The organism is Mesorhizobium sp. LCM 4576 (assembly GCF_001854815.1).
Classification (GTDB): Bacteria; Pseudomonadota; Alphaproteobacteria; order Rhizobiales; family Rhizobiaceae; genus Mesorhizobium; species Mesorhizobium plurifarium.
Genome location: NZ_MDDT01000015.1, coordinates 38,278 through 51,858 on the forward strand (window position 1 = coordinate 38,278; position 13,581 = coordinate 51,858).

13 protein-coding genes are annotated in these 13,581 nt (G+C 65.8%); 9 read left to right on the plus strand and 4 right to left on the minus strand.

The features are described 5' to 3' along the window. Positions 1–227: 227 nt before the first annotated feature. From LCM4576_RS07230 to LCM4576_RS07255, 6 genes are all read left to right on the plus strand, one after another. Positions 228–1,418, plus strand: a complete 1,191-nt coding sequence (locus LCM4576_RS07230) for a divergent polysaccharide deacetylase family protein (RefSeq protein ID WP_071031342.1) — start codon at positions 228–230, stop codon at positions 1,416–1,418. A gap of 47 nt (positions 1,419–1,465) precedes the next feature. Next, positions 1,466–1,981 carry an RNA pyrophosphohydrolase gene (locus LCM4576_RS07235; RefSeq protein WP_041001020.1) on the plus strand — a complete coding sequence of 172 codons (516 nt, stop codon included), beginning with the start codon at positions 1,466–1,468 and terminating at the stop codon, positions 1,979–1,981. Between the two features lie 169 nt (positions 1,982–2,150). Beyond that, the gene (gene alr / locus LCM4576_RS07240; RefSeq protein WP_071031344.1) at positions 2,151–3,302 is read left to right on the plus strand and encodes an alanine racemase; all 1,152 of its coding nucleotides are present in this window, start codon (positions 2,151–2,153) and stop codon (positions 3,300–3,302) included. A gap of 273 nt (positions 3,303–3,575) precedes the next feature. Continuing rightward, entirely contained in the window at positions 3,576–3,989 is a 414-nt protein-coding gene (rnk, locus tag LCM4576_RS07245; RefSeq protein WP_040991625.1) for a nucleoside diphosphate kinase regulator, read from the plus strand. Further along, on the plus strand, positions 3,986–4,522 hold the full coding sequence (locus LCM4576_RS07250) for a nucleoside-diphosphate kinase (RefSeq protein ID WP_071031346.1): 537 nt from the start codon (positions 3,986–3,988) through the stop codon (positions 4,520–4,522). Before rnk ends, LCM4576_RS07250 begins: the two co-directional genes overlap by 4 nt. Further along, entirely contained in the window at positions 4,500–5,807 is a 1,308-nt protein-coding gene (locus LCM4576_RS07255) for a D-amino acid dehydrogenase (protein ID WP_338012031.1), read from the plus strand. The genes LCM4576_RS07250 and LCM4576_RS07255 overlap by 23 nt, the downstream gene beginning before the upstream one ends. A gap of 161 nt (positions 5,808–5,968) precedes the next feature. On the opposite strand, the gene LCM4576_RS07260 is transcribed toward LCM4576_RS07255, so the two are convergent. Continuing rightward, positions 5,969–8,128, minus strand: coding sequence for a phosphatidylserine/phosphatidylglycerophosphate/cardiolipin synthase family protein (locus LCM4576_RS07260; RefSeq protein ID WP_071031349.1), 2,160 nt, complete (start codon positions 8,126–8,128; stop codon positions 5,969–5,971). Next, complete coding sequence (locus LCM4576_RS07265) at positions 8,125–8,565, minus strand: hypothetical protein (RefSeq protein WP_071031351.1); 441 nt, start codon at positions 8,563–8,565, stop codon at positions 8,125–8,127. Before LCM4576_RS07265 ends, LCM4576_RS07260 begins: the two co-directional genes overlap by 4 nt. A 151-nt stretch (positions 8,566–8,716) precedes the next feature. Between LCM4576_RS07265 and LCM4576_RS07270 the strand changes: the two genes are divergently transcribed. Beyond that, positions 8,717–9,307 (plus strand): hypothetical protein, encoded by a 591-nt coding sequence (locus LCM4576_RS07270; RefSeq protein ID WP_071031353.1) that lies wholly within the window; start codon positions 8,717–8,719, stop codon positions 9,305–9,307. Here LCM4576_RS07270 and LCM4576_RS07275 read toward each other — a convergent pair. Further along, positions 9,304–10,185 carry a LysR family transcriptional regulator gene (locus LCM4576_RS07275; RefSeq protein WP_071031483.1) on the minus strand — a complete coding sequence of 294 codons (882 nt, stop codon included), beginning with the start codon at positions 10,183–10,185 and terminating at the stop codon, positions 9,304–9,306. The genes LCM4576_RS07270 and LCM4576_RS07275 overlap by 4 nt on opposite strands. A 380-nt stretch (positions 10,186–10,565) precedes the next feature. On the opposite strand from LCM4576_RS07275, the gene LCM4576_RS07280 reads away from it, so the two are divergent. Together LCM4576_RS07280 and LCM4576_RS07285 are read left to right on the plus strand one after the other, a co-directional pair. Continuing rightward, on the plus strand, positions 10,566–12,062 hold the full coding sequence (locus tag LCM4576_RS07280; RefSeq protein ID WP_071031355.1) for a CoA-acylating methylmalonate-semialdehyde dehydrogenase: 1,497 nt from the start codon (positions 10,566–10,568) through the stop codon (positions 12,060–12,062). A gap of 391 nt (positions 12,063–12,453) precedes the next feature. Next, positions 12,454–12,753, plus strand: coding sequence for a hypothetical protein (locus LCM4576_RS07285; RefSeq protein ID WP_041011127.1), 300 nt, complete (start codon positions 12,454–12,456; stop codon positions 12,751–12,753). A gap of 99 nt (positions 12,754–12,852) precedes the next feature. On the opposite strand, the gene LCM4576_RS07290 is transcribed toward LCM4576_RS07285, so the two are convergent. Beyond that, positions 12,853–13,557 (minus strand): GntR family transcriptional regulator, encoded by a 705-nt coding sequence (locus tag LCM4576_RS07290; protein ID WP_244510704.1) that lies wholly within the window; start codon positions 13,555–13,557, stop codon positions 12,853–12,855. Positions 13,558–13,581 lie beyond the last annotated feature (24 nt).

The window sequence follows — 13,581 nt, forward strand, 5'->3', positions numbered from 1 at the left end:
GAGGTTCCGGCAGTTTGATTCGGGGACCGAGGCTAAGAGCATGATCCCGAAAAGTGGGAACCGGTTTTCGGGAAAGATCATGCTCCAACAAAAATTTAGATCGGGGTGGCGGTTCAACGAAACGTCATCCTGATCTAGGCGCCACGCGTCTGGGGTATAGCGCCGAAGGTTGCGCAGGATCTCACGTTTAACGTGACATTCACGGGGCGGCGTGCTGGGAACTTAACTTGGCAGACATCGGCAAAGATATCGAACGCCCGCTCGGACAGTCGCTCCCACCCAAGCGGCCGGCGCGGCGCGGCATAGGCGGCGGCTCAGCTGTCGCGGCGGTCGCGGTGCTTGCCGTGATCGGCGTCTCCAGTGCGATCGCGCTGCGTGAAAAGCCGTTCCGCAAGCCGGAAGAGGTGGCGGTCTCGACACCGAAGGTCGTCGCTGCTCCCGCCACGCCGGCGCTGGCGCCTGCACCGGCTCCGGTCGCCACGGCAACGCCGCAGGCCAGCACGCCGATGAAGAGCGGCGGGCCACAGATCATCCACGTCCAGACCGAGGAGGGCGACGGCCCGCCGAAAGCGGCGATCGTCATCCGCGATCCCTCGACGCTCGGCCAGAACCTCAAGGTCGCCCATATCCCGGACAGGGCGCTGATCGAGGCCAGCGACACCGGTCCGTTGCCGATGCGTTCTGCTGATGGCCGGAGGCCGTTCGACGTCTATGCGCGGCCGTGGTCGGGGGCGCGCGGGGCGCGCGTTGCGATTATTATCGGCGGGCTCGCGGTGTCGCAGACCGGCACGCAAGCGGCGATCGCCAAGCTGCCGGCCGAAGTGACGCTGGCCTTCGCGCCGCAAGGCAACAGCATCGGCCGCTGGATGCAGGCGGCAAGGCAGAGCGGGCATGAGATCGTCATGCAGGTGCCGCTCGAGCCGTTCGATTATCCCAACGTCAATCCCGGCCGCAACACGCTGACGGTCTCGGCCAGTCCCGAGGAGAACCTGAAGAGCCTGCACTGGGCGTTGTCGCGCACGACCAACTACACRGGCGTGATGAACTATATGGGCGCGCGCTTTTCGGCCGATGCGAACGCGATGGAGCCGTTCATGGCCGAGCTCGGGAAGCGGGGGCTTGCCTATATCGACGACGGGTCTACCGCGCGCAGCGTTGCGCCCGAGCTTGCCTTGAAGGACGGCGTGCCGTTCGCCGCCGGGGACATGGCGATCGATGCCGTGCAGGATCGCGGCGAAATCCTCAAGAAGCTGGACAGCCTTGAGGCGACGGCACGGGCCAAGGGCTCGGCGGTCGGCATCGGTTCGGCCTTCGATATCACCGTCGACACGGTGACGTCCTGGATCGCCGAAGCGAAGAAGCGCGGCATCGAGATCGTGCCGATCTCGGCGGTGGCTGTTGATCCGCAAAAGGGATAACTCTACCCGCCTCGCGCAATCAATCCCCAAAACGGCTGGAAATCCACATGGCCAAGAAGATCGATCCCGAAACGCTGCCCTATCGTCCCTGCGTCGGGCTGATGATCCTCAACAGAGCAGGCCTGGTCTGGGTCGGCCACCGCATCGCCGAACCGGACAGCGAGTTCGCCGGCACGACGCAGCTTTGGCAGATGCCGCAGGGCGGCATCGACAAGGGCGAAGAGCCGATCGAAGCCGCCGGGCGCGAGCTCTACGAGGAAACCGGCATGCGCAGCGTTTCGCTGCTTGCCGAGGCGCCGCGCTGGATCAATTACGACTTGCCGCCGCATCTGGTCGGCGTCGCCTTCAAGGGCCGCTATCGCGGCCAGACGCAGAAATGGTTCGCCTACCGCTTCGAGGGCGACGAAAGCGAGATCGAGATCAATCCGCCGCCCGGCGGCCACACGGCCGAATTCGATGAATGGGCGTGGCGGCCGATGCGGGAGCTGCCGGAGCTGATCGTGCCGTTCAAGCGCAAGGTCTATGAGCAGGTGGTGGCGGCGTTCGAGCACCTGGCCCTATAGCCACCCGGTTGTCGCGGCGGCGCTGTGACCGTATTGATTGCCGATGCACCAAAGCGCGTCGCGATCTTTCAGGTTCGCTCCATGCGCTTTAGGTTTTTTGATTTGGCGCATGTCTTTATCCCGAAACCGGTTCCCACTTTCGGGAGACATGCTTTAAGCGGGGGTCGCCATGAACGACGACACCGGACGCAGGTTTCCGGCACATGACGCAAGCAGCGGCTCGACGGTGAGCGAGGCGGCCGCCGGAGCGATCCTGACGATCGACCTCGGGGCCATCCGGGAAAACTATCGCCGGCTGAAGGCGCGGCTGAACGGCGTCCGCTGCGCCGGCGTGCTCAAGGCCGACGGCTATGGGCTCGGCGCCGCCCAAGTGGCCTTGGCGCTGGCGAAAGAGGGCTGCGACATCTTCTTCGTCGCGTTGCTCGGCGAGGGCATCGCGCTGCGCAAGGCGATCGGTCCCGGGCCGGATATCTTCGTGCTGAACGGGCTGCCGCCGGGTTCGGAACCGGAAGCCTTGGCGGCCGGGCTTTTCCCGGTCATCAACAGCGCGGTCCAATTGAAGGCCTGGCGCGAGACCGCGCGGAGCGCGGGCCGGAGCCTGCCGGCCGCCATCCAGGTCGACAGCGGCATGGCCCGGCTCGGCATGGCGCCGGCGGAAGTCGAGGCGGTCGCGGGGGAGGCGGGCGCCTTCGACGGCATCGGCACCCGTTTCGTGATGAGCCATCTCGCCCGCGCCGACGAGCCGCAACAGGCGGCCAACGAGACGCAGCGGCGCGAATTCGAGCGGCTGCGCATGCTGCTGCCTGCGGCGCCAGCCTCCCTGGCCAACTCGTCCGGTATCTTTCTCGGGCCGGCCTATCATTACGACCTCGCCCGCCCGGGTGCCGCGCTCTACGGCGTCAATCCGACGCCCTACGAAGCCAATCCGATGCTGCCGGTGATACGGCTGCAAGCCAAGGTGGCGCAAACGCGCGCGATCGGCGCCGGAACCGRCATCGGCTACGGCCACACCCACCAGGCGAACGGTCCGCTCAGGCTGGCGACCATTTCGCTGGGCTATGGCGACGGCTGGCACCGGCGCGCCGCTTCGGCCGCCTGGTTCGGGGGCGTGCGGTTGCCCTTCATCGGGCGCGTGTCGATGGACTCGATCATCCTCGACATTTCGGCGCTTCCCGCCGGCCGGCTCAGCGAGGGCGATCTCGTCGAGCTCATCGGTCCGTCCCAAAGCGTCGACGACGCGGCCGGCCATGCCGGCACCATCGGCTATGAGATATTGACCAGCCTGGGTGCGCGCTTTCACCGCCGCTACCTCGGCGGTTGAAACAGGCGCCTTGCTTGACAAGCCGGAGCTTCTCGGCAAGGTTCGGGATATGAGCAACCTCGCTTATATCAAAACCTGCTTCAGGGTTTGCCCCATCGCGGGAGCGTAGCCCCGGCGTGGCCGCCAATGCCGGCGGCCGCGTGAACCGGGGCGTTTGAATTCCAGATATTTTCATCGAGCCTGCGGCCCTTGCGGTCCGGCTTTGTTCGCCGCCCTCGACGTGGCGGCTTGCGCGCATTCGGGCAACCGATGCGCCGGATTATGAGGTATGCCATGCATGCAGCAACGCAAGCGCGTTCGCGAAACACCATCCTTGTCAGCGCGGCGGACCACGACCGGCTGAGCAGTCTCGCCAGGGCCTTTCTCGACCGCGTACCCGATATGGCCGAGGACCTGCTTGCCGAGATGGATCGCGCCAGGGTCGCCAACGAGGCGGCTTTGCCCGCCGACGTGGTGCGGATGGGCTCGACGGTGACGCTTCAGGACCCGGAGGGGAGCACCCAGACGGTGACGCTGGTCTATCCGGCGGAGGCCGATATCGCCGAAAAACGCATATCGGTGTTGACGCCGCTTGGAACGGCGCTGATCGGCGCGCGGGCCGGACGCACGGTTTCGTGGCGCAGCCGTGACAGCCGGGTCCTCTCGGCAACGATCGACGCCGTCGAACAAACGCGGAGAGCGCCATGACCGGGACTTTCTATCGCCTGACGGCCAAGGACTTCGCGGTGATCGAGGCGATGCTGATGCGCCGTCGCGCGTTTGCCGATCCGATCGCGCCGATGCTCGAACGCAAGCTCGCCGAAAGCCGCGTCATTGCGACGGGAGCCGTCGAGCCCGACCTTGCCACGCTCAACAGCCGGGTGATCTTCCGCGCCGGCGGCGGTTCATCGCAGACGCGGACGCTGGTGCAGGCCGAAGCATCTGCTCCCGTCGGCTCCGGCCTGCCGGTCGCCACGTGGCACGGCCTCTGCCTGCTTGGCATGAGGGCGGGACAATCGGCGCTGGCCGAGCGGGCCGACGGCCCGGCCGAGGAGGTCCTTCTCGAGGAGGTGGCCTATCAGCCGGAGGCGGCGCGGCGAGCGGTGCAGGACCGCGTCGCCGAACGGCCTCGCCACGTCCTGAAGCTGGTCCACAGCGCTCCCACCGCTGACTGGCCCCTTGGCGGGCGCGGCAAAATCCGGCAGACAGAAGGGGACGATCCGGGCCCTTCGGCGGCATGATCGGCCTTTGAGGGAGCATGGAATGAAAGTCATCGTGCTGGGCGGCGGCGTGATCGGGGTCACCACCGCCTACTTCCTCGCCGAGGCCGGTCATGAAGTGACCGTCTACGATCGCCAGCCGGGGCCGGCGCTCGAAACCAGCTTCGCCAATGCCGGTGAAGTGTCGCCGGGCTATGCCTCGCCCTGGGCCGGGCCGGGCATCCCGGTCAAGGCCATCAAATGGCTGTTGATGAAATACGGCCCGCTGGTGGTGCGGCCGGCTTTCGACCCGCATATGTGGACTTGGCTCCTCAAGATGCTGCGCAACTGCACGGCCGAGCGCTACGCGCTCAACAAGTCGCGCATGGTGCCGCTCGCCGAATACAGCCGCGACACGCTGAAGGCGCTGCGCGAGGCGACCGGCATCACCTACGACGAACGGGCCAAAGGCACGCTGCAGCTCTTCCGCAAGCAGAAACAGCTCGACGGCACCGGTGGCGACGTCGAGGTGCTGAAGAAATACGGCGTGCCCTACGAAATCCTCGACCGCGACGGCTGTGTCGCCGCCGAGCCGGCGCTTGCGGCGGTGCGCGACAAATTCGTCGGCGGCCTCAGGCTTCCGGGCGACGAGACCGGCGATTGCAAGATGTTCACCGACAAGCTCGCCGAACTCTGCGTGGCGCGCGGCGTGACCTTCGAATACGGCTCGACCATCCGGCGCATCGTCAGGAACCGCAACCGCCTCACCAATGTGCTCACCGACCACGGGTGGAGGTCCGCGGATGCCTTCGTGATGGCGATGGGCAGCTACTCGGCGCAATTCATGCGCTCGCTGGGGCGGCCGATTCCGGTCTATCCGGTGAAGGGCTATTCGATCACCGTGCCGATCAGCAATGCCGGGGCAGCACCCGTGTCGACCGTCATGGACGAGACCTACAAGGTGGCGATCACTAGGCTCGGCGACCGCATCCGCGTCGGCGGCACGGCGGAGATTTCTGGCTATGATCTTCGCCTGCATGAATCGCGTCGCCGCACGCTCGAACATTCTGTCGGCGACCTCTTCCCCGGCGGCGGCGACCTCAAGGCGGCGAGCTTCTGGTGCGGCTTGCGGCCGATGACGCCGGACGGACCGCCCCTGGTCGGACTGAGCGAGGTTGCCAACCTCTACCTCAACACCGGCCACGGCACGCTCGGCTGGACCATGGCCTGCGGCTCGGCCAAGGTGCTGGCCGACATCATGTCGAACCGGGTGCCGGAGATCAACGCGCGCGACCTGAGCCCCGAGCGGTATCTGAAACCCATCTAAAGGTGCGCTGATATTCAGGTCAGGCCGGCCTGCGAATGACGGCTTCCTGCGCTTCCGGTGCTCACGTACTTCAAGTACGCTCCGCTCCGGTTCTCGGAATCCGCCATTCTCGACTCGGCCTGACCTGAATCTCAGCACACCTTAGTTGGTGTCGGGCGGCCTCAAAACGCCTCCCTGACCCAGGTGTCACTGAACAGCAGCCGGTAGGCCCAGCCGATCGTGACGTTGGTGGCGACCGGGCGCGAATGGGCGAGGTAATCGTCATAGACCGGCTTCATGCGGCGATAGAAGGCCGGATCGAGCACGACCATGCCGTTCTCCGAGTCATGGAAGAAGCTGCGGTTGTTGAGGTTGACCGAGGAGATGGCGACCAGCCTCTCGTCGATCATCATGATCTTGGAGTGCAGCACGACATCCGGCGCCTTGAACTCGCGGATGTCGATGCGGTCGCCATATCTCTCGACGAACAGCTTGTTGAGCGCGGTGAGGAACCGGCCGCCGATATCGCCCTTGAGGTCGATGCGGCCGACGACATCGATCTTCACGCCTCTGGCCAGCGCCCGGTCGAAGGCCCGGGCAATATCGGGCGTCAGGTTGAGATAGGGATTGACGATCTGGATGCGGTGCTCGGCGGTGTCGATCAGCTCGACGAAATAGGCCTCCAGCGCGTGCCCGTCCTCATAGGGCACGGAAATGAAATGCCGCGCCACGCCGCGCGGGGCCGCGCTGGAGCGGACCGGAATGGAGAACGGCCGCGACAGATTGGTGTCGGCGTCGCGCAGCCATACGGTCGACAGATGCGCGGCCAGCGTCTCGACGGTCGCCGGGTCGGCGATCTCGATGTCGAAATCGCTCCAGTTGGAGTAGTAGTTCAGCGAGAAGCCGTCGGTCTTGCCGTATTGCTCCAGGTCCGGATAGCGCGTCAGGTCGACCGGCTTGTGGAACAGAAAACCGTCATGGACGTTGCGGCCGCCGATGATGACGCGCGAGCGTCCAGGCTCTTCGGCCAGCGTCGCCAGCATCTTGATGTGGTGAACCTTGTGCAGCTGCGAGATCTGCTCGTCGAACGGCGCGCCGTGGTCGGCCTGCCAGCGATATTCCTGCAGCTCGACATTGGGGAATTCCGCCGCCAGCCGGTGCAGCATGGCGTCGTCCTTCTCCCGCTCCAGCACGTCGGTCACCAGGATGCGCACCTTGGTGCCAAGTGCCGCGTGATGGCGGATCAGCCGCTCCATGATGCGGCCGGAGAAATCCGCCTTGAACTCCAGCGACGACAGATAGATCAGCCTGAGCTTCGGCGCGTCTGCGAAATCGAGCGGCAGCTCGGGGTCGGCCTTGTCGAAGGCGCTGTCCGGCAGCGTCTTGCCGAGCAAGGCCTCGACCTTGGCGTTGAAACCGTCGYGCGACTTGCGCAGCAGGGCCGGCGACCCGAGAGGCAGCGCGCAGGTCTGCGACAACCAGCGGCCGGCATAGAAGGCGCGGTCGAGCTCCTCCATACCCGCCGGATCGGGCACCGGGCAGCGGTCGTAGCGGCTGTCGAGCCTCGCGATCCAGGGATTCGCGCTCTCCTCCCGCAGCAGGGTCAGCGGCGCGCCGGCCGGCGCCAGCGCCGAGGTCACGCGAAGATCGCACTGGCTGAGCGTCTCGTCGGGGAACAGGCTGACGGAGGTTTCCGCGGCTGGCAAGCTGAGATGGAATGGCGAGGCCCTGCCGACGGTGGTGGATCGGCCCGAGGCGCGGATCGCGAGCGGGCCGTCGCAGGTGCCGCTGATGTGGACGGGCTGTTGGCCCGCCTGGCGCAGCACGATCTCGACCGAACGCGCCTGCAGGCCGGAGAAGCTGAAGGTTTTGGGCGCCAAGGGCCGCGCGGCGGCATCGAGATAGAGCGTCTGCCGCGACATGCGCCAGCGGCCGGCGAACCGGCCTTCGCCCGGCCTGCCTTGTGTCGGCGCAATCTCAGCGTCGTCGAGCGGTCGGGCCAACCGCTGCAGCGCCGGATAGATCGCGTGGAAGCCGCTGTTCTGGACATCGCGCCAGTCGCGGCCGAAGCGGCCGGTGCCGTTGGCGCGGTCGAGCGCGTCGAGGCGGCTTTGGGCGAGCAGCGCCTGGAACTGTTTCTCGTAGGCGCCGTTGCCGCCTGCGAAGTAGTGGGCTCCGGCTATCTCCTCGCCGCTGYTGTCCGCCGAGACGGGCAGGCGGCCGCAGGCGTCGTCGCCGGGGAAGAAGGCGCAGGCCGAATGCCCGGGCATGCCGGCGCAACCGGCAAATACCGCCAGCGCCAGTCCAAGCAATGCCTTGGCGAGAGCCGGCCTGAAGCTCATCCAGCCGCCCCATTCAGGGTCTTGAGCTGGGCAGGATCGCGCGGCGGCAGGAAGCCCTGCKGAAAGATCCTGCAGACGGGAAACGCGAAAGTGGCGATCAGCAGTTCGGCTTCGCGGCGCATCTTGCGCGGCGCCGTCCTGTCGTCGCGGATCTTCCTGGCGGAGGCGACGAGCGCGCCGTCGCAGTCGCAATGATCGTGCCTTGCGATATAGCAGGCGTCATGGACCCGGCAGGCGGCGTCGAGGCGGTCGACCGGTTTGGCCGACAGATCGCCGGTGCGGGTGCCCGGGCCGCAATAGTTGCCGATGACGAAAGGCGAGGGGCGCGACATGGCATAGCGGATCGGCTTCGGCAGCTCCGCTTCCGGAACCTTCGCCCAGGGATTGGCGCAGCCCGACAGGAAAAGCAGCGGCAGAATGGCAAGAACGGCTCGCATTTCTCCGCCCGCGTTGTGAAAATTGTCCCCTCGCGCCCAGCCACAGCATGACGAAGCGCGCCGGTGCCACAGTGGCTGAATTTGTGGCGGAGGCAAGGCGGCAACCACCAACTGCCTGTGATAGGATCGGCCGCAGCGAGGGGACTTTGGCATGCGTCTTTTTCTTTTCGCGGCGGTGGCCGCATGTCTGAGCTGCGCCGCGGCGGCGTTTGCCGCGGACAAGACCGTTCACGACAAGACCGTTCACGATAGGGAGCACGGCTTTTCGCTGACCTATCCCGAGGAATGGGCGAGCGAAACCGCCTTTGACAACACCATTCGGCTCAAGATCAAATCCGGCGAACGAGGACTCACCTGCCGCGTGTCGGAAAATGCCTACGATCCGACCGCTCCCGACAATCCACCCGACGTCAGGGCGTTCATGGAGGAAGATTGRCAGGTGAGCAACTGGCAGACCATGGTTGGCGTAGCCTATCAGTCGGCCGCCTTCCGCAAGGACAGGTTGGCGCATTTYCCGGACGGCTATCCGGTGCGCATGGCCGACATGGATTTCCACTATGCCGACGAAAATGTCAGCTTCTACGGCCATTCCCGCATTGCGCTGACACTGCGCCGATCGCATTACGGTTTCGTCGATTGCGGGGTCGCGGGCGACAACTCCGAAGAGGTAGAGCGCAAATGGGCGCCGCTTGCGGATGAGGCCGAGAAGATCGTGAGCTCGTTCGTGCTCGACGCGGATTAGACAAAAAGGCCCCGCTCGCGTTCCACCGCCTTGGTGATGAAGTTGGCGACCAGCTGGACGCGGCGCAGCGGCCTGACCGATTCATGATAGACCAGCCAGTAGGCGCGGCGGATGGGCGCGACGATGTCGACCGGCACCAGCTCCGGCATCGAGCGGGCGACGAAGGTGTGCAGGATGCCGATGCCAGCGCCGGAGCGAACCGCCTCGGCCTGGCCCAGCGCCGAGGAGATGGCGAAGCTGGTGCGCCATTCGGGGCTGAACTCGGCGGCGTAGTCGAGCGAGGGGCTGACGATGAGGTCCGGCACATAGCCGATCAGCGTGTGCCGACCGAGCTCGGCCGGCGTCTTGGGCAGGCCATTGGCCTCGGCATAGCCTCGGGAGGCGAAGAGGCCGAGCGTGTAGTCGACCAGCTTGCCCGCCACCAGCCGGCCTTCGGTCGGYCGCTCGACGGTGATGGCGATATCGGCCTCGCGGCGCGACAGGGAGAAGGAGCGCGGCACCGGCACCAGCTGGATGGTGAGCTCGCGGTGCAAGGCGGTCAGTTCGCCCAGCCGTTTCGCCAGGAAGGCGACGCCGAAGCCGTCTGGCGCGCCGATGCGCACCGTGCCCGAAACGTCGTCGCCCTCGCCGGCAATGGTCGAGCGCGCGGCGATCATGTCGCCTTCCATGCGCTCGGCGATCTCGAGGAAGCGCTCGCCGGCCGGCGTCAGTTCGCTGCCGGTGGTGAGCCGCCGGAAGAGTTTTGTGCGCAGCGCCTCCTCGAGCGCGGCGATGCGGCGCGAGACGGTGGCGTGGTTGAGCTCCAGGCGCTTGGCCGCGCCGAGGATCTGGCCGGCGCGTGCCACGGCGAGGAAGATGCGGACGTCATCCCAGTTCATGGGGATGACCTGGATGACAATCATCAACGGAGCGTTCTGTGGCGCCCCCCTCTGTCCTGCCGGACATCTCCCCCACAAGTGGGGAGATTGGATGCCTCGCCGGCTTTCGCCAATCACCAGCGTTGCAGGAGATGGTGCCGGCGGTAAAGCTGCTGATCTCCCCCCAAGTGGGGGAGATGTCCGGCAGGACAGAGGGGGGCGCGAAGGAACTCAATCTGTTGTCCCTTTGGGATATCTTAGCGACGCTGTCATTTGCGACAATTAATGCACACTCCATCACCGCTGTCCATTTTCCGCACAACGGTTGCGATCTTCCTCGCGTTGCCATCGCCGTCGCAAAGGCGGACAATGCGCCATCACCAAATCCAGGGAGAGAAACCATGATCGAATACGGTCATTTCATCGGCRGCAAGCGTGTCGCCGGCACCAGCGGGCGCAAGCAGGATGTGATGCAGCCGATGGACGGTTCCGTGCGCGGCACGGTGGCGCTTGCCTCGCAGGCGGAGCTGCGCGCCGCGGTCGAGAACGCSAAGGCGGCGCAGCCGAAATGGGCCGCCACCAACCCGCAGCGCCGCGTGCGCGTGCTGATGAAGTTCCTCGAGCTGGTCCAGCGCGACTATGACGAGCTGGCCGACATCCTGGCGCGCGAGCACGGCAAGACCATCGCCGATGCGCGCGGCGACATCCAGCGCGGCCTCGAAGTCGTCGAGGTCTGCATMGGCGCGCCGCATATGATGAAGGGCGAGTTCACCGACGGCGCCGGCCCCGGCATCGACGTCTATTCGATGCGCCAGCCGCTCGGCGTCGTCGCCGGCATCACCCCGTTCAACTTTCCGGCGATGATTCCGCTGTGGAAGATCGCGCCGGCCATCGCCTGCGGCAACGCCTTCATCCTGAAGCCGTCCGAGCGCGATCCGGGCGTGCCGATCCGCATCGCCGAGCTCTTCATCGAGGCCGGTCTTCCCGCCGGCATCCTCAACGTCGTCAACGGCGACAAGGAAGTGGTCGACGCCATCCTCGACGATCCGGACATCAAGGCGATCGGCTTCGTTGGCTCGACGCCGATCGCGCACTACATCTATTCGCGCGGCACGGCATCGGGCAAGCGCGTGCAGTGCTTCGGCGGCGCCAAGAACCACATGATCATCATGCCCGACGCCGACATGGACCAGACGGTCGATGCGCTCATCGGCGCCGGCTACGGCTCGGCCGGCGAACGCTGCATGGCGATCTCGGTGGCGGTCCCGGTCGGCAACGATACCGCCAACCGGCTGATGGAAAAGCTGGTGCCGCGCGTCGAAAGCCTGAAGGTCGGCCCCTCGACGGATTCTTCCGCCGATTTCGGCCCGCTGGTGACGGCGCAGGCGTTGGAGCGCGTGAAGGGCTATGTCGATATCGGGGTCAAGGAAGGCGCCAAGCTCGTCGTCGACGGCCGCGGCTTCAAGATGCAGGGCTACGAGAACGGCTACTATATGGGCGGCTGCCTGTTCGACAACGTCACCGCCGACATGCGCATCTACAAGGAAGAAATCTTCGGGCCGGTGCTCTCGGTGGTGCGCGCGCCGCGCTATGAGGACGCCATCAAGCTCGCCAACGACCACGAGATGGGCAACGGCGTCGCCATCTTCACCCGCGACGGYGATGCCGCGCGCGACTTCGCCAGCCGCGTTCAGGTCGGCATGGTCGGCGTCAACGTGCCGATCCCGGTTCCGATCGCCTATTACACGTTCGGCGGCTGGAAGGCGTCGTCCTTCGGCGACCTCAATCAGCACGGCCCGGACGCGTTCCGCTTCTACACCAAGACCAAGACGGTCACCTCGCGCTGGCCGTCGGGCATCAAGGATGGCGCGGAATTCGTCATCCCGACGATGAACTAGCCCGACGGTTTCCTCGTTTGCGCGTCCTCGCCACTTCGTGGCTGCGGGCGCGCGGCGAGGCATCAAGGACGGCGCCGAGTTCGTCATTCCGACGATGAACTAGCCCGACGGTTTCCAAGCAGACATTGAGAAAGCGCGGTGCGAACCGCGCTTTCTTTTTATGCCGCGTCAACCTCTCGCTTTTTCGGCGCGTCGTCGTCGCGGCACAGCTTCAGGTGCTCGATTCGAAGCGCGGCACGTCGAGAGAGCATACGCATCTTCTAATAATTCCATCGCCGCGTGATGGAACCAACAGACCACCATTCGCCTTAGGCTGTATTCCTGCCATGCGTGCAGGCAATCAAACAGCGCCGGTTCAGCCGGGGTCTCGTCTGGCGCGAGGAGGTGTCGGATGACACGATTTCTTATGGCCACGATATTGGCGGCGACGCTGACCGTTGGAGCCGCGCCGGCGAGTGCTGCGGCGCAATGCGCGGCGCGCGCCGACATCATCAAGGCCCTTGGCGACAAATTCCACGAAACCGAAGCCGGGCGCGGCCTGATCAACCCGAACGTCGTGCTCGAGATTTTTGTCTCGGACCAGGGCAGCTGGACCGTGCTCGCTTCCGATACCAAGGGGCAAAGTTGCGTTCTGTCGGTCGGCGAGGGCTGGGACAGCCCGACGATCAGGGCGGCGATGCCAGGCGCCTAAAGCGCGTCGCGAAACCGGTTCCCGCTTCGGGAGACATGCCTTAACCCAGCCGGAGATATCGGACCGCGCGCGAGCTGAGAGTCATCGCCTGGAGTGGACTTATCGGGTCGCGGCGACCTCGGCGTGGCCGCGCAGCAGCGCCATCAATTTCTTGGCGTCCTTGGCGGCGCCTTCCTCGTCGCCGTCGAGGATGGAGCGGATCAGCGCGACGTGGTGCTCGGCCGATTCGGCCAGCCCGGTGTCGGCCTTGTAGCGATACCAGAAGCGGCGGCTGTGGGTCTGCAAGGGAGCGGCGACACGCGCCGCGAAGGGATTATCGGCGGCGATGGCCAGCGCCTCGTCAAGCGCCTTGTCGGCCTGGATGAAGGCAAGCACGTTGCCCGAGATCACGGCCTTCTGCATCGCGAGCGCCGCCTCATGGAACAGGTCGGCGGCCTCTCGGGTGACGAAGCGGGCGGCCGAGCGGGCGAGCACGACCTCGATGCCGCGCCGCGCGTCCAGCACCCGCAGCCAGTCGCCGGCGTGAAGCGGCGCGACCGCGATGCCGGCGCGCGGCCTGATGTCGAGAAGCCCTTCCCAGGCCAGCCGCTGGATCRCCTCGCGCACCGGCGTGCGTCCGARACCCAGCCGGTCGATCARCGCGCCTTCGGTGACGAAGCTCGACGGCGCCAGCTCGAGCGTGACGATCATATGCTCCAGCGCGCGATAGGCCTTGGTCGCCGCCGGCTCGAAACTCGTGTTCGCGTCAGCGGATATCAGTGGGGAGATCAATGGCGGGCTCCTGATATATTTTTCATATATCATAACGGATTCAGCATTGACGAGCCA